At 55.0% G+C, this 23,337-nt stretch carries 23 protein-coding genes; 8 read left to right on the forward strand and 15 right to left on the reverse strand.

Going from position 1 to position 23,337, the window contains the following annotated elements:
• Window positions 1–235: 235 nt before the first annotated feature.
• The 10 genes from lysS to hslO form a co-directional block, all read right to left on the reverse strand.
• Complete coding sequence (lysS, locus tag CIG75_RS20070; protein ID WP_094238191.1) at window positions 236–1,744, reverse strand: lysine--tRNA ligase; 1,509 nt, start codon at window positions 1,742–1,744, stop codon at window positions 236–238.
• 22 nt (window positions 1,745–1,766) lie between these two features.
• Window positions 1,767–2,243, reverse strand: coding sequence for a transcription elongation factor GreA (gene greA / locus CIG75_RS20075; RefSeq protein ID WP_094238192.1), 477 nt, complete (start codon window positions 2,241–2,243; stop codon window positions 1,767–1,769).
• Between the two features lie 140 nt (window positions 2,244–2,383).
• Complete coding sequence (locus CIG75_RS20080) at window positions 2,384–3,292, reverse strand: quinate 5-dehydrogenase (protein ID WP_094238193.1); 909 nt, start codon at window positions 3,290–3,292, stop codon at window positions 2,384–2,386.
• Window positions 3,293–3,472: 180 nt separating this feature from the next.
• The gene (gene dusB / locus CIG75_RS20085; RefSeq protein WP_094238194.1) at window positions 3,473–4,471 is read right to left on the reverse strand and encodes a tRNA dihydrouridine synthase DusB; all 999 of its coding nucleotides are present in this window, start codon (window positions 4,469–4,471) and stop codon (window positions 3,473–3,475) included.
• Window positions 4,472–4,579: 108 nt separating this feature from the next.
• Window positions 4,580–4,798, reverse strand: a complete 219-nt coding sequence (locus tag CIG75_RS20090) for a helix-turn-helix domain-containing protein (RefSeq protein ID WP_094238195.1) — start codon at window positions 4,796–4,798, stop codon at window positions 4,580–4,582.
• Entirely contained in the window at window positions 4,753–5,289 is a 537-nt protein-coding gene (gene folK / locus CIG75_RS20095; protein WP_094238196.1) for a 2-amino-4-hydroxy-6-hydroxymethyldihydropteridine diphosphokinase, read from the reverse strand. Before folK ends, CIG75_RS20090 begins: the two co-directional genes overlap by 46 nt.
• A complete protein-coding gene (folB, locus tag CIG75_RS20100) occupies window positions 5,279–5,638 on the reverse strand; it encodes a dihydroneopterin aldolase (RefSeq protein WP_094238197.1) in 360 nt (119 codons plus the stop codon). Before folB ends, folK begins: the two co-directional genes overlap by 11 nt.
• A 19-nt stretch (window positions 5,639–5,657) precedes the next feature.
• Window positions 5,658–6,854, reverse strand: a complete 1,197-nt coding sequence (gene folP, locus CIG75_RS20105) for a dihydropteroate synthase (protein WP_227874296.1) — start codon at window positions 6,852–6,854, stop codon at window positions 5,658–5,660.
• Window positions 6,855–7,016: 162 nt separating this feature from the next.
• Complete coding sequence (gene cysK, locus CIG75_RS20110; protein WP_094238199.1) at window positions 7,017–7,940, reverse strand: cysteine synthase A; 924 nt, start codon at window positions 7,938–7,940, stop codon at window positions 7,017–7,019.
• Window positions 7,941–8,033: 93 nt separating this feature from the next.
• Window positions 8,034–8,930 carry an Hsp33 family molecular chaperone HslO gene (gene hslO, locus CIG75_RS20115; protein WP_094238200.1) on the reverse strand — a complete coding sequence of 299 codons (897 nt, stop codon included), beginning with the start codon at window positions 8,928–8,930 and terminating at the stop codon, window positions 8,034–8,036.
• A 200-nt stretch (window positions 8,931–9,130) separates the two neighbouring features.
• Here hslO and CIG75_RS20120 point away from each other — a divergent pair, with 200 nt between their 5' ends.
• The 7 genes from CIG75_RS20120 (at window position 9,131) to CIG75_RS20150 (ending at window position 15,732) form a co-directional block, all read left to right on the forward strand.
• Window positions 9,131–10,183 carry a YheC/YheD family endospore coat-associated protein gene (locus CIG75_RS20120; RefSeq protein ID WP_094238201.1) on the forward strand — a complete coding sequence of 351 codons (1,053 nt, stop codon included), beginning with the start codon at window positions 9,131–9,133 and terminating at the stop codon, window positions 10,181–10,183.
• 184 nt (window positions 10,184–10,367) lie between these two features.
• Window positions 10,368–11,564 (forward strand): DNA polymerase IV, encoded by a 1,197-nt coding sequence (dinB, locus tag CIG75_RS20125; protein WP_094238202.1) that lies wholly within the window; start codon window positions 10,368–10,370, stop codon window positions 11,562–11,564.
• A 50-nt stretch (window positions 11,565–11,614) separates the two neighbouring features.
• Window positions 11,615–11,992, forward strand: a complete 378-nt coding sequence (locus CIG75_RS20130; RefSeq protein ID WP_094238203.1) for a hypothetical protein — start codon at window positions 11,615–11,617, stop codon at window positions 11,990–11,992.
• 106 nt (window positions 11,993–12,098) lie between these two features.
• A complete protein-coding gene (locus CIG75_RS20135; protein ID WP_094238204.1) occupies window positions 12,099–12,641 on the forward strand; it encodes an RNA polymerase sigma factor SigX in 543 nt (180 codons plus the stop codon).
• Entirely contained in the window at window positions 12,638–13,849 is a 1,212-nt protein-coding gene (locus CIG75_RS20140; RefSeq protein ID WP_094238205.1) for an anti-sigma factor family protein, read from the forward strand. Before CIG75_RS20135 ends, CIG75_RS20140 begins: the two co-directional genes overlap by 4 nt.
• Before the next feature lie 73 nt (window positions 13,850–13,922).
• Window positions 13,923–14,888 carry an ABC transporter ATP-binding protein gene (locus CIG75_RS20145; RefSeq protein WP_094238206.1) on the forward strand — a complete coding sequence of 322 codons (966 nt, stop codon included), beginning with the start codon at window positions 13,923–13,925 and terminating at the stop codon, window positions 14,886–14,888.
• Window positions 14,860–15,732 carry an ABC transporter permease gene (locus tag CIG75_RS20150; protein WP_094238207.1) on the forward strand — a complete coding sequence of 291 codons (873 nt, stop codon included), beginning with the start codon at window positions 14,860–14,862 and terminating at the stop codon, window positions 15,730–15,732. Before CIG75_RS20145 ends, CIG75_RS20150 begins: the two co-directional genes overlap by 29 nt.
• A 68-nt stretch (window positions 15,733–15,800) precedes the next feature.
• Here the strand turns inward: CIG75_RS20150 and thrS are convergent, their stop codons facing one another.
• The gene (gene thrS, locus CIG75_RS20155) at window positions 15,801–17,744 is read right to left on the reverse strand and encodes a threonine--tRNA ligase (RefSeq protein WP_227874297.1); all 1,944 of its coding nucleotides are present in this window, start codon (window positions 17,742–17,744) and stop codon (window positions 15,801–15,803) included.
• A 237-nt stretch (window positions 17,745–17,981) separates the two neighbouring features.
• Between thrS and CIG75_RS20160 the strand changes: the two genes are divergently transcribed.
• Window positions 17,982–20,135, forward strand: a complete 2,154-nt coding sequence (locus CIG75_RS20160) for a 5'-nucleotidase C-terminal domain-containing protein (protein ID WP_094238208.1) — start codon at window positions 17,982–17,984, stop codon at window positions 20,133–20,135.
• 29 nt (window positions 20,136–20,164) lie between these two features.
• Here the strand turns inward: CIG75_RS20160 and CIG75_RS20165 are convergent, their stop codons facing one another.
• From CIG75_RS20165 to CIG75_RS20180, 4 genes are all read right to left on the reverse strand, one after another.
• A complete protein-coding gene (locus CIG75_RS20165) occupies window positions 20,165–20,782 on the reverse strand; it encodes a class D sortase (RefSeq protein WP_094238209.1) in 618 nt (205 codons plus the stop codon).
• Window positions 20,783–21,892, reverse strand: a complete 1,110-nt coding sequence (locus tag CIG75_RS20170; RefSeq protein WP_157729665.1) for a hypothetical protein — start codon at window positions 21,890–21,892, stop codon at window positions 20,783–20,785. It lies immediately after the preceding gene.
• 225 nt (window positions 21,893–22,117) lie between these two features.
• Window positions 22,118–22,633, reverse strand: coding sequence for a TasA family protein (locus tag CIG75_RS20175; RefSeq protein WP_094238211.1), 516 nt, complete (start codon window positions 22,631–22,633; stop codon window positions 22,118–22,120).
• Window positions 22,634–22,736: 103 nt separating this feature from the next.
• Window positions 22,737–23,336, reverse strand: a complete 600-nt coding sequence (locus CIG75_RS20180) for a signal peptidase I (RefSeq protein ID WP_094238212.1) — start codon at window positions 23,334–23,336, stop codon at window positions 22,737–22,739.
• Window position 23,337 lies beyond the last annotated feature (1 nt).

Genomic DNA, 23,337 nt, shown 5'->3' on the forward strand with positions numbered 1-23,337 from the left:
CACCTCTCACCTCTCACCTCTCACCTCTCACCTCTCACCTCTCACCTCTCACCTCTCACCTCTCACCTCTCACCTCTCACCTCTCACCTCTCACCTCTCACCTCTCACCTCTCACCTCTCACCTCTCACCTCTCACCTCTCACCTCTCACCTCTCACCTCTCACCTCTCACCTCTCACCTCTCACCTCTCACCAACAAAAAAAGGACCTAGCCCGAAGGCTAGGTCCTCTCACTCCTAGTTGTGTCTCATATGCGGGAACAGCAGCACGTCACGAATCGACGGCTGATTGGTCAAAAGCATCACCAGACGGTCCACGCCGATCCCCAGTCCTCCGGTCGGCGGCATGCCGTATTCGAGCGCTTGAATGTAGTCTTCATCCATCTCATGCGCCTCGTCGTTTCCTTGCTCCTTCTCCACCAACTGCGCTTCAAAACGCTCGCGCTGGTCGATCGGATCGTTCAATTCGGTAAACGCGTTCGCATGTTCACGCCCCACAATAAACAGCTCGAAGCGATCCGTATAGCGCGGATCTTCCGGATTTTTCTTCGCCAAAGGAGAGATCTCCACCGGCTGCCCGGTAATAAATGTCGGCTGGATCAGCTTCGCCTCCACAAACTCCTCAAAGAATGCGTTCAGGATATGTCCGACTTTCCACGCCTTCTCCACGGGGACCTTGTGCTGCTTCGCCAACGCATGCGCCTCTTCGTCCGAATGCACTTGCGAGAAGTCAACTCCGCTTTCTTCTTTGACCGCATCGACCATCGAAATACGCTTCCACTGCGGCGTCAAATCCACTTCCACGCCTTGGTACTCGATCTTCGTCGTTCCGAGCACTTGCTCGGCACAATACGCCACGCAGTTCTCCGTCAGCGTCATAATATCGGTGTAATCCCCATACGCCATATACAGTTCCATCATCGTAAACTCTGGGTTGTGACGAGTGGACACCCCTTCGTTACGGAACACGCGGCCAATTTCATACACGCGCTCCAAACCGCCTACGATCAAACGCTTCAGATGGAGCTCCAAGGCGATCCGCATATAGAGTTCCATATCGAGTGCATTGTGGTGCGTAATGAACGGTCGCGCCGCCGCACCGCCCGCAATCGCATGCATCGTCGGCGTTTCTACTTCCAAGAAACCCTGTCCGTCAAAGAAATGGCGCATTGCCTGAATGATCTTCGAACGCATCACAAACGTTTCACGCACATCCGGATTGACGATCAGATCGACATAGCGCTGACGATAGCGCTGTTCGACATCTTTCAGACCGGCATGCTTGTCAGGCAACGGGCGCAGTGCTTTCGACATCAGTTCCAGCGCCGATACATTGACCGACACTTCCCCTTTGTTCGTTTTGAAAATCGTACCTTCCACCGCCACGAAATCGCCAATGTCCATTTTATCAAACAGATCGTAAGACTCTTCGCCAACCGTGTCTTTTTTCACGTAGATCTGCACACGACCTGCTGCGTCCTGAATATGCGAAAAAGCAGCCTTCCCTTGGCCGCGCTTGAGCATGATCCGCCCAGCGATCTTCACCGGTTGGCCGATTTCCGCCAATTCTTCCTTCGTCTTCTCTTCACCAAAGGCCAAGATCTCCGAAGAAGTATGGGTCGCATCAAAGCGCTTGCCCCACGGTTCGATCCCTTTGTCGTACAGGGCCTGCAATTTCTCGCGGCGCACCTGCATCTGCTCGCTCATTTCGAGCGTGGACGTGGACTGCTGTTGTTCTGCTGACATGTGCTCTCAACTCCGATAAATTCTATTTTTTGATTTCGAGTATCTCATATTCGATCATACCTGCGGGTACATTAACTTCAATCTTATCGCCAATCACCCGTCCAAGTAAAGCCCGACCGACCGGAGATTCATTTGAAATCTTGTTCTCTGTCGGATCTGCCTCCGCACTTCCGACGATCATGTAGTCCATCACATCGCCAAATTCGAGATCCTTGATCACCACGCGCGAGCCGACGCCGACCGCACCGACCACCACGTCCTCATCCCTGATGATCTGAGCATTGCGCAACATTTTCTCCAGCGTCATGATCCTGCCTTCAATAAAAGCCTGCTCGTTTTTCGCATCTTCATACTCCGAGTTTTCACTGATATCCCCATAACTGATCGCCACTTGAATGCGCTCTGCGACTACGCGCCGTTTCACCGACTTCAGATGGTCCAGCTCTTCTTCTAATTTCAAAAGCCCACCTTGGGTGAGCAGCGTTTGTTTCTCCAACATCAGATACCAGCTCCCTTTTTTCAAAAAATGACATAATTTTCGGTGAACAAAAGATTATAAGAAAAACACTGTCAACCGTCCTCGTCGACAGTGCTCTTTTTTATTTCATAAAACATATCTTTCAAAAGATTATAGTTGCTTCACACTCGACTTGTCAACGTTTCAATTCGCGGTACAAACCCAGTCTTGTCGAGCAGGGCCAGATACTGCACCGGAGCCAACTCCTGACGGCTTTCCTGAATCGCAATGAGCAGCGCCTCGATCACATTCGTACCGAAACTCCGTCCCTCCAAATCGGGCGTCGTCGTCACCAAATGCTTGACACCGCGCGCTCGCAACAGCTCGACATCGTCCTGCGTCACCGTGTTCGTCAACACGATCTTCCCATCGAGCCGCTTCGGCAGATGACGCCGAATAAAATGAAAATCCCCAGCGATCACGTCGGCCTCGCGATAGTGTTTGGCAAATTTCTCTTGAATCTCCTGTTGCTTGTCCCCCGTCGGATACAGAAAACGAATCGGCAAGCGGGTGATCAGCGGGGCGATCATCCGTGCCGCACGATCCAGACCCTTGAGCGAGCGGATCGAAAGCGGCAAACCAAGTCCGAACATCAAATCGCCAAACAGCACGACACAATCGATCGCCACCAAAGCCTCGGCCATGCCAAATCGGTCAACACCTGAGACGAGCAACACCTTTTTGCCGCGCAGCCGGATCAAAGGGTGATCAGCAAGCAGATGCACCACATGACGCTCCAGCGAATTTTTCAAACCGGAACCGTCCACGATCGGCGAGCGCTTGGCATAACTTGCAATCTCTTCCGCTTCTCGAAACGTGTATCTGCGATTGTTCACATATATGTAGCGGTCGATGCCGCCCATTCCGAACGCATCAACCTGTCCGTCCAAGCTTTGAATCGCCGCGATCACTTTCTGACGATCGCCATCGGTACCAAGCCGTTCGATGAGCACTTCTTGCCCGAACAAACGGATGATCACCTTATGATTGCGCGACGAAGAACCGAGGGAGACGCTGACCACGTGTTTCACGTTTCGAACCCCCTGCTGGAAAAGTCTCGAAAATCTTCCCTGGCAATGCGGAACTCGCTCCCTCCGTTGGCAAGCGCCTCCCAAGATCACCTCGAAATCCTCTCTTTCATCCTCTCCAGCAAGCGTTCGATTTAGACAGCCCCTCGGCATTTTATCCGTCTTACATGTAGATCAACAATTCTAGATCAACACTTCCTGCGCTTCGTGCCGCACCAGATACTCATAATAGTCGTTCAACGCCTCTTTTAACGATTGCGAAGTTTCGATCAGATTGATCTTATCGCGGAACTGGTTCGAATCGCGCAGACCTTTCGTGTACCACGCGATGTGTTTGCGCATTTCCCGCGTCCCTACATACTCGCCCTTTTCATCGACCAGCAAGTCGGTGTGACGCAACGCAACGCGGATGCGTTCTTCAGCGGTCGGCATCGGCAGTTCTTCTCCCGTCGCCATGTAGTGCGTGACCGCTCGGAAAATCCACGGGTTACCAAGCGAACCGCGGCCGATCATCACACCGTCGCAGCCCGTCTCTTTCAAAAGTTGAACCGCTTTCTGCGGCGAGGTCACATCCCCATTGCCGATCACCGGAATGCTGACCGCAGCTTTCACCGCCGAGATGATGCTCCAGTCCGCATGTCCTTGATACATCTGTTTCGCCGTGCGTCCGTGCACCGCTACAGCGCGCGCCCCGGCCTGCTCGACCGCTTTAGCCACTTCGACCGCATTGATGTTGTCATCATCCCACCCTTTGCGGAACTTGACCGTCACCGGCTTGTTCGGCACCGCCTTGACCACCGCTTCCACGATGCGCGCCGCATTTTCCGGGTCGCGGGCAAGAGCCGCCCCAGAGCCTGCCTTGTGCACTTTGTTCGCCGGGCAGCCCATGTTGATATCGACAATCGCCGCATCGGTCTCTGCGACAAGCTCAGCTGCGATGCGCATCGATTCTGCGTCACAGCCCATCAACTGCATCGACACCGGTTTTTCCTCAGGCAGAATCGTCAGCATGGAGCGGGTTTTCGCGTTGCCATGCTGCAAAGCTTTCGTTGCCACCATCTCCGCACAGACCATACCTGCACCCATCTCTTTAGCCAAAACGCGAAAAGACGGGTTACAGACCCCAGCCATCGGCGCCAAGATCACATTGTTCTCCAGCTCTACATTTCCGATCTTCAACATGAAACACCACTCCAATCTATAGACAGCGAAAAACACAGACCGACAGACGGTCTGTGCCTCGCACCGAATTCTTAATGCATTCATCTTACCATCTGTCAACTGCTTTTCTCAACCACCAATTGTTAGCGTCTCGCCTCGCAGCTCTTGTTCCGTCACACCCAACACAGCATGAATGGAGCGCAACAGCTCGTGCGAAGGCATGCGGGTGCCTCGCTCGACCGCCCCGACAATCGCGATGGAGACGTGTAATTTGTCAGCCAGTTCCTGCTGGGTGAGGTTCTTCAGCTTTCGGAAGGCTCGCAAACGCTTGCCAATCGTATCTGACATAGAAAGACCCCTTCCTTCCCATCCACCTGATTGGCCATGTCTGACACGGTTTGCTGCGTCACAGGGTGAACCTTGGCGCCTGCAATTTCAGCGAGCGGTAGTAGGACAAATGCGCGTTCCCCCATGCGGGGATGTGGTAAGATGAGCTCCGCCGTGTCCATGACCTGCTTGTCCATGAGCAGGATGTCTATATCTAATGTACGAGGTCCCCATTTCATATCCCTTTGACGACCCATGTCTAATTCTGTAGAACTGGTGATTTCCAGCAATTTTTTTGCATCGAGTGACGTTTTGATTTCCAAAGCCAAGTTCAGAAAATCGGGTTGGGCGATCATCCCGACCGGAGCGGTCTCATACACCGAAGATATTTGAGTCACTCGAATATCGGGATGTCGATCCAGACGCAAGATGGCTTCGCGCAGAGTCTGCTCGCGGTCACCCAGATTTGAACCGAGCGACAGGTAGGCGGTATGGAGCGGATTATCGTTCACGGATGACCTCCACCGCGACGCCCGACAGCAGTCCTGCGATCGGCGGCATCGGCTTGGTAACTTTTACCTGCACCTTTTGCACGCGCAAAAACGAGGTGAGCATCTGCTTGGCGATTCGCTCGGCCAGCGTTTCGATCAACTGCACCGGCTCCCCGTCCATGATCTGTCTGATCTCCTCATACGCTTCCGCATAATTGACCGTCTTGGTCAGATCGTCCGATTCCCCCGCTTCCTGTAGCGAGGTGTACAAAACCAAATCGGCATAAAAGCGCTGCCCCAGCCGATTTTCCTCTTCCAAAACGCCGTGGTAGCCGTAAAACTCCATGCCGGAAATATAGATCGCGTCCATTGTCGGTCTTCTCCTTCGCCTAGCGCACCATCGCGTCGGTCATGCGGGCGACGCGCGCCATTTCTTTTACATCATGCACACGGACGATGTCCACACCTTTGGCGATGCCAAGCGCCACCGTGGCCGCAGTGCCTTCTACGCGTTCTGTGACTGGCAGGTCGAGTGCATTCCCGATCATCGATTTGCGGGAAGTGCCGAGCAAAACGGGATAGCCCAGTCCCTTAAAATCGTCCATCCGCTTCATCAGATAGAGATTTTGCTCATGCGTCTTGCCAAATCCGATGCCCGGATCGAGGATGATGTTTTCCTCGCGCACCCCGGCCTCCCGGGCCAGCGCGATCGACTCACGGATGTCGCGGACGACGCCTGTGATCACATCATGCTCATAGGGTGTCTCGCGGTTGTGCATCAAGATCACCGGACAGTCCAGCTCTGCGCAGACTCGGGCCATCTCCGGGTCTTTTTTGAAACCCCAAACATCATTGACGATGTGCGCACCCGCTTCGATCGCAGCTTTGGCCACATCAGATTTATAAGTATCGATCGAAATCGGGATCGCAAGCTCTTTCGACAGACGCTCGATGATCGGAATCACCCTCTGCATCTCTTCCTCCGCTGCGACCGGAGCATGGCCCGGGCGGGTCGATTCGCCGCCGATGTCGAGGATGTCAGCACCTGCTGCGATCATCTCTTGCGCATGTTGGACCGCCCTGTCCAGATCGGTCCAGCTCCCACCATCGGAAAACGAATCGGGAGTGACATTTAGTATCCCCATGATCAACGTGCGGGTTCCGAATTCCCAGGTGAATCTATCATTGGCAAAGGTCAGCCGCTGTGGCCGTTTGGCTTCAAATCGGTTCAGAACCTCGGCCAGTTCAACGCTGAGCTGTTTGAGGCCGAAGGGCTGGATTCGCAATTTGTCGATCACTTCGAGAAACTGCCGCTTGGTGCCCATCAGCACGATGGAGGAGTCGCCAGCCGTCAGTCCGGCCACATCGCGATGCACAGCCGCATCGCCGCCGCGAGCCAGCATTTCTTGCTTCAACACGTTGGCCGCCTTCAGACTGACCTGATCGATGCGAATCACAAAACCTCGTCCTTTGTTCAGCATGATCCGATTCCCGGCCTCTGTGGAGCCGACCAAGCGAAACTCGGAGTACAGGTGCGCTTCGTTTTCAATATGTATCACATACGGATTGTATCTCACGTTTCCCATTCCCCCTTGCCAAACTTTATTTATTATAGCAAATGACACAAAAAAAGATTGCCCGCCGGCAATCTTTTCGGACTGCAAACAAAGCCCTTCTGTTGCCAAAGCAACAAAGGGCATTTGTCTGCTCTATAAAACGCTCTTCATGGCGCTTGTTGGAACGATCGATTACTCGAACTGGAACAGTGCGGTAGACAGGTAGCGCTCACCGGTAGACGGAGCTACGGTCAGGACTTTCTTGCCCTTGCCGAGCTTCTTCGCGATTTGCAGTGCAGCGTACACGTTGCCGCCCGTCGAGATGCCGACGAGAATGCCTTCGTCTTTCGCCAGACGACGCGCATACTCGAATGCGATCTCGTTGTCCACTTGGACGATCTCATCGACTTGCTCGGTGTTCATGATCGACGGAACGAAACCTGCACCGATCCCTTGGATCTTGTGCGGGCCCGGCGCACCACCGGAAAGCACCGGAGATGCGGACGGCTCGACCGCGACGATCTTGATGTTGGCATTCTTGCCTTTCAGCACTTCACCGACGCCTGTGATCGTACCGCCCGTGCCAACGCCTGCTACAAAAGCATCCAGCTCGCCATCGAACGCTTCGAGAATCTCAACTGCGGTCGTTTCGCGGTGGATCTTCGGGTTGTTCGGGTTATCAAACTGTTGCGGAATGAACCAAGAGGGATTTTCTTCTTTCAGCGCTTTAGCCTTGGCAATCGCACCTTTCATGCCTTCCGATCCTGGCGTGAGCACGAGTTCTGCACCATAAGCGCGCAACAGGTTACGACGCTCGATCGACATGGTGTCCGGCATGACCAGCACGGCACGGTAGCCTTTCGCTGCAGCAATCATCGCCAGACCGATCCCAGTGTTGCCCGAAGTCGGCTCGACGATTGTGTCGCCCGGCTTGATTTCGCCAGCCTTTTCCGCTTCCACGATCATCGAGTAGGCGATGCGGTCTTTTACAGAACCGCCTGGGTTGAACGATTCAAGCTTTACATAGATCTCCGCATCATCCGGGCCTGCGATGGTGTTCAGTTTCACGATCGGCGTCTGGCCGATCAGCTCTGCAATGTTGTTGGCAATACGCATGAAAAAAACCTCCCCTGTTTATATAAAACCAAGTATTGTAGTTGGAATTATACTGTATGTTGGTTCCAGTTTATCGCGGAACGGCTTTTTCTGTCAATCCCTCTTCGCATCTGTGACCAACCCGAGCAGTTCGGCCTCATTAAAATGGTAGACTTCGCCGCAGAAATGGCAGGACAGTTCGGCCTGCTTGTCCTCTTCGACAATCTTGACCAGTTCCGCTTCACCGAGCGAGATCAGACCGCGGGCAAAACGATCGCGTGAGCAGTCGCACTGGAAACGGATCTCGACTTTATCATTGAAATTGACCTCGCCTGGAATCAAGCGCTGCAAAATCTGCTCTGGCGTATGGCCTTTTTCGAGCAATGTCGTGACGTGTGGGAACTGCTTGATCTGATCTTCGATATAATCGATGTCTTCGTCAGAGACACCGGGCAGCAATTGCAACAGGAAGCCGCCCGCTTGCGTCACCGTTTGATCTTTGCCGACCAACACGCCCAGACCGAGCGCAGACGGCGTCTGTTCGGACTGCGCGAAGTAATAGAGAAAATCGTCGCCGATCTCTCCGGTCGCCAGCGGTACCGAGCCGATATACGGTTCTTTCAAGCCCAGGTCTTTGATGACAAAAAGGAACCCCTCACCAACTGCACTGCCGACGTCGAGCTTTTCCACATCGCCAAAGACGATGCCGTCGTTCGGAGGCAGTTCGACCTGCGGGTTCTCGACATAGCCGCGCACATGCCCTTCGCTGTCTGCCGTCGCTACGATCCGACCGAGCGGCCCATCCCCGCGAATCTGCAAGGTTACGGTCTCTTTGCCTTTTAACATCACACCCATGATCGCAGCCATCGTCGCCGTCCGGCCCAGTGCGGCACTGGCCAGCGCCAGCGCATTGTTGCGGTCCGAAAGCTCACGGACAAGTTCTGTCGTTATACATGCAAACGCGCGCAGTTTCCCATCGAGTGCAGTTGCGCGTACCAAATAATCGTTCATCTTGTTTATTCCTCCCCAAAACTAACCGGTTCAACAACCTGTTGTGTGGTTGGAAAATCTTGCCCACCCCAACCGCTTTCTCTATGTTAGCATGTTCCTTCTGCTGTTGTAAGTATACGATGTCGCTTGAAAATGGTGAGTCACTGTGCCGCTTTCTTTCATAAGATAGGTGAGCAACCCCGCACAGGAGGGTGAGCCGATTGAACCAACCTCTGCTCGGCCTGATGACGACCGACCTCCCGAAATTCCATGCCAAAAGCAAGCTGTCACCGACCTGGCAACTGCTCGCAGCGGCAGGACGCGCGGCCGATTGGCAGGTGCTTTTTTTCCATCCGCACGCCATCTCCCCTCATAAGCGCACGATGCGCGGCTTCTGGCTGCGTACAGATGGGACGTGGCACATCGGGACGGCTCCGCTGCCCACGGTGGTCGTCGATCAAGTGTATGTTCATCTCGCCCGCACCGACCCTCGCTATGTGCTGGCCAAACGAGCCTTAAAGCAACATCATATCCCAGTGGTCAACCCACGACTGCCCGACAAGCGCGGCGTTTGGCGCGCTCTCACAGCGTTTGCACCGCTTCAGCCTTACCTGCCGGAGACGGCGGTGCTGGGCCGATCGGACGATGTGGAAAACTGGCTCGCCCGTCATTCCACCGTGTTCATCAAACCTGCCCGCGGCTCTAAAGGGCGCGGCGTGACGCGCATCGGTCGCACAGCGGACGGACGTTATGACGTGACAGAACAGCACAGGCAGACCCTTGGCGCTCCAGCGCTCCGCAAACTGATCGCCAAACGGTTGCAGCAGGAACGGCACCTGATCCAGCAAGGACTCGACCTTGTCGAAGCGGAGGGGAGCAAAATCGACCTGCGCGTCGTGCTCTTTCGCGATGGCGAGAAAGTCTGGCGCCCGGTGGCGACCGTGCCACGCGTAGGCAAATCGGGTCAGGCGGTGACCAACTTGGCTCAAGGTGGCCGCACCGAGACGCTTCGGTGGTTGGCGGCGGAGATGCGCCAACAACACATCGCGATGCCCAGCCGCGAGCAGATCGAAGCGGTCGCCGTCCGGACCGCCCAAGCGCTCACCCCGCTGCGCCCGACGCTGGCCTTTCTCGGCATCGACATCGGGCTGACCGAAGCGGGCCGCCTCTATCCGCTCGACATCAACCCGCGACCGGGAAGGCAAGTGCTGTCGCTGGATGATCGCCACACGGCCTACACCTATCTGGCCGAGTTCTGTAAGACGCTGCTCTGATCACTGTCCCGCCTGTGTCGATCGATCGTCTGGCCATGACTTGGCATGTCGAGTCTCGCGCTGTAAACATTTGGAGGAAAACCGTTTCCGACTAGAGTCGGAGCGGTTTTTTTGTTATGCTGGAAGAAAGGAAACACTTGTTCGGATCAAATCGGATCAATAAGGAAAAGAGGGGGCATGGCGCATGGAACGAACGATTCTACACCTAGACATGGACGCATTTTTCGCATCGGTCGAGCAGCGCGATGCGCCCGAACTGCGCGGGCGTCCGGTGATCATCGGCGGGTCGGCCGAAGGGCGTGGCGTCGTTTCCACCTGCTCCTATGAAGCGCGAACGTTTGGCGTCCGCTCCGCCATGCCCACTGCACAGGCCAAGCGGCTCTGTCCGGACGGCATTTTCCTCTTTCCCAATATGAAAAAATACAGCCTCGTCTCGCGCCAGATGTTTGCGATCCTCGAACGCTACACCCCGCTGATCGAAAAGCTGTCGGTCGATGAAGCGTTTCTCGATGTGACCGGAAGCCGCAAGCTGTTTGGCGACGGGGTGATGATCGCCGAGCGCCTCAAGCGCGAAATCAGCGCAGAGTTGGGCCTGACTGCATCGGTCGGCGTCGCCCCCAACAAATTCCTCGCCAAGCTCGGCTCCGATCTCGACAAGCCGAATGGGCTGGTCGTGCTCACCCCGGACGATCTGGTCGCCCGCATCCACCATCTGCCGGTCAACCGCCTGTGGGGCGTCGGGGCCAAAAGTGCGGAACAACTGCTTCGGCTCGGTTTGAAAACGATCGGCGATGTCGCACAGATGGATCTCAAGCGGATGCGCATGCACCTCGGCGATTTTGCCGATCACCTTTATCTGCTCGCCAACGGCATCGACGATCGCCCCGTCGAAACACAGCGCGAAGCCAAATCGATCGGACACGAAACGACATTTGCCGAAGATGTGCGCGATCTGTCTTTTCTCGAAACCACCCTGCTCGGCCAAGCGGAAAAGGTCGCCCGCAGGTTGCGACAAGCCGGTTTGGAAGGGCGAACCATCACCTTAAAACTGCGCTACGCCCCCTTTCGCACGATCACGCGCAGCCACACGCTGGAGATTCCTACCTGTTTGGAACTGATCCTCTATGAACCGGTCAAAACGCTGCTCGCCAAATGCGCCCTCACCCCAAGCGATGCGATCCGACTGATCGGGGTCTCGATCGGCGGACTGGTCCCGGCGGGCGAAACACACACGAAACAGCTCAGCCTGTTCGATGATGCGCCGATCTCCACCCCTGATCCGCGCCAACAGGAACTGTCCAAAACGGTCGATAAACTGAAGGACAAATTTGGCGAAAATATTCTCACTCGTGCCAGATTGATCAAGCGCAATGACTCGTAATCCTGTATAATATAATAGATATAAAATTCTGATAATACAGGAGGATCGACATGGCAACCCATACCTTTTCGACGATGATCCAATTCATGCTGATCGCAGCCATCTTGCTTAACCTTTACACCGTCTTGGTGCGCTCCAAACAGAAAAAGTTTGCCCAAGCGGACAAGTACCTGTACCTGATCGGGCTTGGCGCTCTGTTACTCGCACTGCTCTGCAAATGGGTTGGCTTCGGTCCTGCGTTTTTGTTCGGCACCATCGGTGTCCTCTCCTCACTGCTCGTCCTGATCCGCAACTCGCAGAAGATTGAAGAGGTGCGCAACTCCCTGCCGCCCAAAGAGCGGGCGCAACTGCTTCGGCTGTATCTAGGCGCCATCTGCATCGCGGGCATCCTCGGCGGACTGTTCGGATATAACACGTTTGGCGCGTAAACACTTGGCATGACGCACTTTTTTTGCGTCATGTCCTTTTTTGTGTCACAAAAACCGTTCCGGCGGTTTCATACAGATAGAAGCAAGCGATGAAAGGAGGCGCAGAATGGAGGGTTATGCACGCATGGCAGAACACCCAAGTCCACAGACGGCCCCGCCGTTTCAGGACGTGTTTACCAACTACTACGCGCAGGTCGTCCGCCAGATCACTCGCATCACCCGCGATCAGGCGACTGCAGAAGACCTCGCCCAGGACGTGTTCCTCAAGTTGTATGACCAAGATCTCCGCGAGATCGAAAACCTCGGCGGCTGGCTGACCCAAGCGGGCATCTACGCCGCGTACAACCATTTGCGCAGTGAACGCAGGCGCGCCTCGCGCGACGGACAACAAGAACTGCCTGGCGGAACGCTCGAGCCATCGACCGAAGAACGCTGGCTGAAACAGGAGGAGATCGAAGCGGTACGCGAGGCTCTGACAGCGCTTGGCGAACGCGACCGCGTCTTGCTCCTGATGAAATACTCCGGCTACAACTACCAAGAGTTGGCGCAGGCCACCTCAATCGACTCCGGTTCGGTCGGCACGCTGCTCGCCCGCGCCCGCCGGAAATTCCGAGATCTCTATCAACGTAAAAGGGAGGGAGACAGATGATCCAATGTCCACAAGAAGCGCGCATTCAGAGCTATCTCGACGGCGAGCTGACGCGTGATGAACGCAAAGAACTCGCCCGTCACCTCGATCACTGCACCCTCTGCACGCAGGTTCTTCACGAATTGAAGCGCCTCACCGCTTGGAGCGATGAAGCGTTGTCCGAAAGCTTTTCTCCGCTTCCCGATGAAGCAAAGATCGACGTCGCACAAGCTTGGGACACCTTTCAAGCCCGTCTGCACCAGCGTAATCAGACGGTGGAACCGCCTGTCGAGACTTCCGAAATGATTCAACCCACATCCTCAACCAAAATGAAACGGAGCTGGTTTACTATGGCGAAAACGTATCAAAAATGGATCGCGGGCACCGCTGCAGCAGCTGTCGTGATCTCTGTGCTGACCATCCCGCAAGTACAGGCCGCAGCAGGTGATCTGCTCTCGATCTTCCGCGTGAACAAAATCGAGTCGGTCAAAATCACCCAAGAAGAGCTGCGAAGCATCGAGCAACTCTTCAACGGCAACGAGATCGGCGAAAAAACGATCGCAGGCCTCGGGACGTTTTCTGTCGATCATCCCAGCGAATACCAGTCTTTCGATTCTGAAGCCAGCCTGAAAGAAGCTGGCCATCCGTTGGTGCCGATGCCAAGCGGTTACAAGTTCTCGTCGGCCAGTACCAATCCCGAGTATACGGTGCACATTCAACTCGACACGGTGAAAGCGAACAAAATGCTCACTCAGCTGGGCGCTGGCGTGCAATTTGACGAAAAGCTGAACAACAAGCGATTCTCCCTGACCGTGCCGAAAACCACCCACTACTATTTCTCGGACGATGCCAATCCGAATACGAACCTGTCCTATCAGCTGATCGGAGCACCGAAACTCGACGTGCCAGCCGATGTGGATGTTGAAGAACTGCGCCGCACCATTCTCGCTTCCCCGCTGATTCCAAGCGGCGTCAGCAAACAGTTGGCTTCGATCAAAGACTGGCAAAGCACGCTGCCCATTCCGTTCGTCGAAGGCAACGACCAAGTAGAGGAAGTAAAAGTGAACGGTCACAAAGGCTTGTTTATCAAGAACCGCCATGGATACGGCGGTTCCCTGATGTGGGAACAAGACGGACTGATCCGCCAGTTGGAGTACAACAACTACGCTGACCCATCGACGCAAGACGCGAAGTCGATTTTGCTCGACACGGCGAAACTGTACAACTAACTTTCCACATTGACAAGAGCAACCGCATCGCGGATGCTCTTGTCGTATTCTTTGTATCGAAAGGAGCCTTGCCATGAACGAGATGGTGATCGAAACCTGGAACCTCACCAAACAATATGACGGCAAAGCGGGCTGCAAAGACATCTCCTTGCAGGTGCCACGCGGAGTGGTCTACGGCTTTCTCGGCCCGAACGGAGCCGGAAAAAGCACATTTGTCCGCACGATGCTGGGCCTGATTCATCCGACGGGCGGGCGCGCGGAAATGCTAGGTCGCCCGATTGGCGATATTGAAGCACGCCAATCTGTCGGCTATCTGCCCGAACTGTTTCGCTATCAGGAGTGGTTGACGGGTCGCCAACTGCTGGATACGCACGCAGAGCTGGCCAAGGTGCCTCGCCCAGAGCGGAAAAAGCGCGTCGATGACCTGATCGAGCGCGTGGGGCTGAACGGACGGGAAAATGAAAAGATTCGCGGCTATTCCAAAGGCATGCAACAGCGCATCGGACTGGCCGCCGCTTTGATCAGCAACCCAGATCTGATTTTTCTCGACGAGCCAACTTCGGCCCTCGACCCAATCGGACGTCGCGAAGTGCGCGATCTGATGGCCGAGCTGCGGCGAGAAGGCAAGACTGTCTTCTTGAACTCACATCTGCTGTCCGAAGTGGAGACTGTCTGTGACCATGTGGCGATCATCCACAAAAGCGAACTGATCGTGCAGGGCGAATGGCGGAAACTGACAGACGTGCAAGCGAAAGTGTCGATCCGGGCAGGTGGGATGACGCCCGCCGTCTGGGGAAGCTTGGAGGGGCTGGTCACAAGCTGGGAGCCGCTCGAGCATCATGCCCTTGACGGGACGGGGCGCTTTTTGCTGCATCTGACCGCTGAGGAGCAGATTCCCGAACTGGTCAATCGCTTGAGCCAGCGCGGTGTGATGCTGTATGAGCTGTTGCCGACGCAACCGCACTTGGAAGATGTCTTCCTGTACTGGGTCAACCGAAAGGAGCAAGAGCATGTTCTCAATCGCCAAGCTATCGTTTAAAGAAACGCTCTACAAGCGCATCTTTCTGATCGCCGTGCTGATGACCCTCGCCTTCTTAGCTTTCTTTGGCATCGCCAATCATTATGCGTCCAAAGATATGACGGAGAACTTTGACTTTGCGGGGATGGAGATCGGGCAAGCGCTGTTGCAAAATACGTTTTTTGCTGTGCAAGTGCTGTCGATCGGACTGTTTTTTGCGAACTTTATCACTATATTACTGACGATTTTGTCCACTGTCGGCACCGTGTCCGGCGAAATTGAAAGTCATCAGATCGATACGCTGCTGGCCCGCCCTTTGAAACGGCGTGATCTGATCTTGGGGAAATTTATCGGGCTCGGGGGCTTGATGATGCTCTACTCGGTGTTTATCTTCGGCGGTGTGATCTTGATGAACCAACTGTTTGGCGGCGTGTTAGCGATCCATTTGAGCGCCGGGCAGATTGTGAAAGCTGGCTTGATGTTCGCCTTGCTGCCACTGCTCGTCACGGCCATCGGGCTCTGGCTCTCCACACGGCTGACCACGATCAATGGCGGCATCATCATGATCGTGATGTACGGCATCGGTTTCATCGGCGGCTTTATGGAACAGTTTGGTGTGCTGATGAATAATCGGTCGTTGGAAAACATCGGCATTCTCTCCTCAATCGTCTTCCCGCTCGATTCGCTGTTTCGTCGGATGAGCGTCTATCTGTTCGATGTGGCCGACAACCCGCTGTCGTTTGCCTCGCAAGGTATATTTGCCAGTGCCTCGACCCCTAGCAATCTGATGCTGGTCTATTCGGCGCTGTACGGTGTGCTGATTCTGTTTTTTGCGATTCGCAAATTTACGAAGCGCGACGTGTAGTGATCTTGATTTCCATGCGAATGAAAAAGGCACTTTCCGCTCTGGGAAAGTGCCTTTTGTGATGCGTCTTATGCTTCGGTCGGTGCCAAGTGCGACTGGGACAGACGCTTCTCGTTGATTTCGGCGAGAATGTCGGTGATGAACTGATCGACCGACTTGCTGCCGAGGTCGCCCGCTTCGCGGCTGCGAACCGAAACCGAATTCGTTTCCGCTTCGCGGTCGCCGACGACGAGCATGTACGGAACTTTTTGCAGCTGGCCGTTGCGGATCTTATAACCGATCTTCTCGTGGTCGGAGTCAACGGTCGCACGAATCTCCAAGTCGAGCAACTTTTCTTTGAGCTGTTCGGCATACTCAACGTGACGGTCAGCGATGGCGAGGATGCGGACTTGCTCCGGTGCGAGCCAAGTCGGGAACGCACCTGCAAAGTGCTCGATCAGGATGCCGATGAAACGCTCGATCGAGCCGAAGATCGCGCGGTGGATGATGATCGGCGTCTTGTGGCCGCCATCGCGATCCACGTAGCTCAGGTTGAAGCGGATCGGCAGTTGGAAGTCGAGCTGAAGCGTTGCGCACTGCCAGGTGCGGCCGAGCGAGTCGGTCACATCAAAGTCGAGCTTCGGACCGTAGAACGCGCCATCGCCCGGGTTGAGCACCCAGTCTGCGTTGATGTCGTTCAGCGTTTTTTCCAACGTCGCTTCCGCTTGGTTCCACAGGTTGATATCACCCATGAACTCTTCCGGACGGGTGGACAACTTGACCTTGTAGGACAGGCCGAGCGTGGTGTACGTCTTGTCGAGCAGTTTCAGCACGCCCATGATTTCCGATTCGATCTGATCTTCGGTACAGAACAGATGGGCATCGTCTTGGCACAGTCCGCGCACGCGCATCAGACCGTGTACCGCACCCGACATCTCCCAGCGGTGCAGACGCTCATACTCGGAGTAGCGGATCGGCAAATCGCGGTAGGAATGGACCCCTTCGGAGAAGACCAAGCAGTGCGCCGGGCAGTTCATCGGCTTGAGGCCGTACTCGGTGCCGTCTTGGTTCATGAAGTACATGTTCTCTTTATAGAAGTCATAGTGGCCGGACTGATGGAACAGATCGACCTTGAGCACCTGCGGAGTGTTGATCTCCTGATAGCCCAAGCGCAATTGCGTCTTGTACGACCAGTCGCGCAAGGTGTTCCAGAGCACGCGGCCCTTCGGCAGCCAGAACGGGATCGCCGGGGACTCGTCGCGCAAAGAGAACAGGCCGAGCTCTTTGCCGAGACGGCGGTGGTCACGCTTCTTCGCTTCTTCGATGCGGAAAATGTATTGGTCGAGCTCTTTTTGCGACGGGTAGGATACGCCGTACAGCCGTTGGAGCTGTTTGTTGTTTTGGTCGCCGCGCCAGTAAGCACCTGCGATGTTGGTGATCTTATGCGCTTTGATCTTGCCGGTTGATGGCAAGTGCGGGCCGTAGCAGAGGTCGGTGAACTCGCCTTGTGTGTAAGCGGAGATCACTTCGTCCTCCGGCAGATCTTTGATGATCTCTACTTTATATAGCTCGCCGATGCTGGTGAAATATGCGATCGCGTCCTCACGGGACAGCTCTTTGCGAACGATCGGGAAATCCGCTTCGATGATCTTCTTCATCTCCGCTTCAATCTTCTCCACATCTTCCGGCGTCAGCGTGCGCGGAGTGTCAATATCATAGAAATAGCCTTCGTCGAGCGTCGGCCCCACTGTCAGCTGTGCATCCGGGAACAGGCGTTTCACCGCTTGTGCCATGATGTGTGTCGAGGTGTGCCAAAACACCTCATGACCTTCAGTGGAATCCCACGTCACGATCGCGATCTCTGCATCTTGTTTGATCGGATGCGAAAGATCCACGAGGCGACCGTCAACTTTAGCGGCAAGAGCTGCCTTGGCGAGCCCTTTGCCGATGCTTGCAGCCACCTCTGCCGGTGTGACTTGTTCGCCCTCGTAAGAACGCACGCTTCCATCCGGCAAAGAAATGTTAATGGACACTGCTAACCCCTCCTAATCAGCACACTGGTACCCTTAGTACATTCTTTTTATTATAGGGACGGGTAGACAGCAATGTCAAGAAAAGACAAGCATTGCGGGGGTTTCTGGATAATATTTGCTTTCGTAAATTCGAGTTTACAAAAAACATTCGACAAACGTCACAATTATGCATCCTAATCTAGTATAATGATGACAGATTACTATCTTCTTAGCTAGATTAGGGGGACACATTTCACGATGAAAAAGTCTACTGTTAAGTTTGGCGTGTTGGCAGTTGTCGCATCTCTTACGACCGCTCTGTACAGCCCGCAAGCACTGGCGACCGGCGTTGAGGCAACCTCCGCACCGGTAGTTCAAAAGACTGATCTTCAACTCGCTCAAATGAAAGGTGCAATCGTGGGTTACCCGGGCACCACCGATTTGAAAGCAGAAAAATACGTCACCCGTGCAGAACTTGTCGCGATGATCAACAAAGCGCTGAGCCTGCCAGATGTAAAAGTGAAAAAATCTTCCTTCCATGACCTGGCGCAATGGCAGAGCCAAATCGTCGAAAATGCAGTCGCAGCAGGTCTGGTTTCGGGCGTTGGCAACGGTGCGTTCGAACCGAACCGCGAAGTGACCCGCCAAGAGATGGCTGTGATCATCGGCGCATCGATGAACGGCGGCAAAGTGCCGACCGTCAACCAAAACGTACTCAACTATTTCAAAGATAGCGACGCGATCGCTTCTTGGGCGAAACCGTTCGTCGCCTACAGCACGATCGCTGGTATTTTCGAACCGAACGCAGACGGCAACTTCGACGCGAACAAAAAGATGACCCGCGGCGAAGCGGCAAAAGCGCTGAAATATGTGCTGTTCGACGTGCTGGACATCCTGACCACCAACGACATTCACGGCAATATCGAAGTGCAATTTGACAAGAACAAGAACCAAAACCAAGGCGGCATGGAAACGATCGGCGGGATCGTCAACGACTTCCGCGCGGTCAACCCGAAAGGCACCATCGTCGTCGATGGCGGCGACGCTTGGCAAGGTACTCTGATCTCCAACCTGTTCAACGGCGAATCGGTCATCGAGTCGATGGAAGAGATCAAGTACGATGCGATGGCAATCGGCAACCATGAGTTCGACTTTGGCCGCGACGTGTTGATCAACAACATCAAGAAGTCGTCGGTGCCGATCATCTCCGCCAACGTGATCGAAGACTCGACTGGCAAACTGGTTGACTGGACCAAGCCGTACGTGATCCTCGACAAAGGCGGCGTCAAAGTAGGCGTGATCGGCTTCTCCACACCGCAAACGTCAACGACCACCAAATCGACCAACATCGAAGGCCTGTCCTTCCCTGATCCGGCACCGATCGCAAAAAAACTGTCGGAAGAGCTGAAAGCACAAGGCGTCGATGTCGTCATCGTCACCTCCCACTTGCCGGGCGAGCAAGAAAAAGCTACGAAAGAAATCATGGGCGAACTGGTTGACCTCGCGAACGGCACCGGCAAAGGCTACCTCGACGCGATCGTCGGTGGCCACTCCCACCAACGCGTGGCAGGTCATGTCAACGGCATCCCGGTGGTAGAAGCTTCGCAATGGACCTGGGCGCTGGGCCACATCCAACTGTTCGTAGACAAAGACAACAAAGGCATCGTGTCCTCCAACGCAGGTCTGCTGGAAACGTACACCAACCTGACGACTGGCGATGCAGCCGTGAAACAGATCGTCAAAGGCTACAAAGACCAAGTGGCAGTGAAAGAAGCAGAAGTGCAAGGCATCGCTGCAACCGCACTGTCCCGCAAATCGTACCGCATGGCGAAAAACGGCAACCAAGACCGTGACGGCGTGACCGCGCTTGGCATGAGCATCACCGACTCGATGCGTAAATCGTCCAACTCCGACATCGCCTTCACCAACGCAGGCGGCGTCCGCGCCGATGTGGACGCAGGCGAAATGACCTACGGCGAAATGTTCGCAGTTCTGCCGTTTGGCAACGTGAACATGACCGGTACGATGACCTCCGAGCAAGTAAAACGCGCGGTTGACGTCATCGACAAGTATTCCAAACTGATCGCACTGCAATGGTCGGGCATCAATGTCGAGTGGGACGGCACCCGTCCGGCTGGCGACATGGTCACCAAGATCACCTTGACTGACGGCACCCCGATCTACGTGGACGGCAAATACAACACCGACCGCACCTTCAAAGTGACCACCAACGACTTCATGGCAACCGGTACCGGCGACGGCTACCTCGTGTTTGGCGAAGTGAAGGACTGGCAGTTGGGCGATGTAATGCTCGACGGCTGGGTGAACATGGTCAAAGAATTGCACACGCAAGGCAAACAAGTCTCCGTAACTCCGGACGGCCGCGATATCCGCACCGACCTGGACAAGTAAGTCAATTCGCACATCAGAAAGCCGGGAGCTCATGCTCCCGGCTTTTTTGCCGTTGCATAGACAAGATAGCGGTAGTCGGTCGCCCGCAGCGCATCGAGCGGATAGCAGCTTTCCAGCACTAAGCCCGTTTCGTTCAGCGCGAAGACCCCATCGCGCACGTGTACCACGCGCGCGGCGGTCACTTCATAGCTGAACGTGCCTTCCGCTGTGGAGACGCGAACCGTGTCGCCGCGCTGTAAGCGATCCAGATGGCGAAACCAAGTGGCGTTATGCGCGGCGAGCAGTGCTGTACCCGCAGTGCCCAGCTTGGCACTGCCCGTCAAATGGCCGACCGCAACGCTGATCTGCTCCTCCTCCGTTCCTTCGACGATCGGCGCTGTCAATTCCAGCGCGGGGATGTGCAAGACACCTAACGGCGAAGTGGTCGAATCAGCGCCCGAGCCGACTTCTTGGCCGACCGTTGTGGAAGCTGGCGGTGTTTGAGCTACTTCTCGCGGAACGCCTGAGACGGTATCGAGCGCTTCTGCTAAAAGCTCACCCCCGACCGCATCGGAGCGCAGAAAAAAGAATGGAATCTGCGAAAGCCATACCAATCCTGCGAGCATCACGAGTAGTCCTGTGACGGTGAGCACCTTTTTGGATCGCACTTAGTGATGTCCCCTGCGTCTGGCAAGCAGGATCAACAGACCACCAAACAGGAGCAGTCCGGCACCTTGCCAGACGGTCTCGATCACAGCAACGCCAGTACGGGGTTGAGTACCGCCTGGGATTTCACCAGCCAGAGGCGGCTTGGTCGGAGGTGCTGGTTTGGGATCTGGATCATTTGGCTTAGGCTCGGTCGGTGGCTCAGTTGGCGGGCAAGTACCAGACTCTTCACAGGCCGGTGGGCAGGTCCCAGACTCTTCACAGGTTGGCGGACATGTTCCAGACTCTTCACAGGCCGGTGGGCAGGTTCCAGACTCTTCACAGGCCGGCGGACATGTTCCAGACTCTTCACAGGCCGGCGGACATGTTCCAGACTCTTCACAGGCCGGTGGGCAGGTTCCAGACTCTTCACAGGCCGGTGGACATGTTCCAGACTCTTCACAGGTTGGCGGGCAGGTCCCAGACTCTTCACAGGTTGGTGGGCAGGTCCCAGACTCTTCACAGGTTGGCGGACAGGTGCCCTTCTCTTCGCACGTCGGCGGCGGCACCGAAACCTCGTGGGCGATCACATGCACATCCAGTTGCCCCTCTTGCCCCTGATAGTCGTTGCCCGCTTCGAGCGGCATGGCATACGTATAGCTGATGATCGCTTGCTCGTTACGACCCAATTCAAAGCTTGGCGAGTTCTGATTGGATGAGAACACCGGAACCTCGATCTTCGTGCCCACAGGCAGTTGAAAACGGTTGTAAATCTGAATCGCATAGGAGATTTGTAGCGGATGATCAGAATTCGGAAACTGTTTGAAGATCGCTCCGTCAAGCACGTGCTTCAAGTAGACGCGCACCCTGCTGTTTCCCTTGTTCTTGACAGTCAGCGACCCGGTTTCCTGATCGCCTGGCGCAATGTTGCCGATATGTTGTGCACCTGCGAAAATTGGGTCCGGTGACGCCGTGATGTTGATCGTCCCCATCCCCTGCATCGATGCCTCTTCCTGTAGAGACAAACTTGCTAGGGCAAACGTCGTGCCTCCTGCCACCAGCATGATGACCAACAGGACGATCGTAAGCAGACGCAACTTGCGTAAGTATCCGCTCCCCAACGTCTCCTTCACCTCCTCCAGATGAGTTCCGCTCCACACACGACTTGTGACTGCGACAATTGTCTGCCGCAGTCCAAATCTTTATTTGAAGGGGGAGGGAACTCGTGTTCAATCATCAGTCGTGGGCCGTGTTGATCACCGTGCCTGCCTATATATTGTTGTGATTTGCGTCAGAGCTTGTGAACAGCTGCGCGTAGAGAAAAGGCAGGGTGGTGCGTACATCACCTTGCCAGTTCATTAGTTCCAAGCGATCGGGCCGTTATTTTGGTGGTTCGTGTTATTACGTGCTTGCACCGCTTGCACAACCACGTTGAACGAACCCGTAGTGCCCTGGTAGGAGTTATCTGCTGCCAACGGGAAGTTATAGGTCACATCAAACGTTGTCGTGCCGCCTGCTGGCACTTTCACAACCCCATTATCAAAGCCCAGTTGGAGTGGCGTTGTGCCGCCGAACAGATTGCCCGCACGAGATGCGTTGGAGGCCGTTTGGTTGATTTTTACCCATGCATCGAGTGAGCCGTTGTTCTTAACTTTCATTTTCACCTTGCCATTGTCGCCAGGTGCCAAGTTGTTGAAGTAGAGCGCTTGCGATGCGATCGGGCCGCCGGACAGATCTTCGAGATTCAAAGTGCCGGCTGTGAAGGTATTGCCCTTGTTGCTCACCTCTGCTGTGAAGAGCGCGAAGGAACCTGCGCCGATCAGTGTTGCACCCAATGCTGTTGTCACCATGGCCAATGCAATTTTCTTTTTCATAAAACTACGTCCTCCTTTTCATATGAAGAGCTATATGGATTGTTTCTCGCTCTGTGACGACAGCGTGTTTCATCTTCCCCGCCATGCAGAACGAGAAAACATTTCAGACAGGCTGATTGTGATCTTCTGACGTTGCCGCCGTCGTGGCGGGCGCCTGTTCCTCTTGCTTTGGCTTCATCACTTCTCGAAACAGGGAGATGATCGGGCCTGCGATCAGCACGATCCCCGGAATGATCAGCATGATCGCAAGACCTGGTCCGGTCGTCACCCAGTTAAAGAAGAGCCCGAGCTTGGGAATGTGAAAGTTCGCATACGAACCGATGACTTGCGCCTGACGCACCGGCTCAGTATCGCTCACTTCATTGGCATCCCCTTGGGTCAGATAGACGGGAAAGCTGTCTTCCACCTTTACTTCGATGATGCGGTGGGTGATGATGATCGAGGCGTCTTCAGCCGATCGGAAGGTGATGACGTCGCCCACTTGATAGGCGGTGGTGAGATCGCCCGGTTTGACAGCGATCAGATCACCCGTTTCAAACACCGGACTCATCGAGCCGGAGAGTACCTTCATCAGCAGGTGTCCGAACACTTTCGGTTCACCGCCGGTGATCTTCGAACTGACCACGAAATACAGATTGAAACAGAGCAAGACGATCAGGAAGCCGGTGATGATTTTCCCTGTGATGTTCATTGCTTTTTTCATA

It is taken from the genome of Tumebacillus algifaecis, from assembly GCF_002243515.1.
Lineage (GTDB): Bacteria > Bacillota > Bacilli > Tumebacillales > Tumebacillaceae > Tumebacillus_A > Tumebacillus_A algifaecis.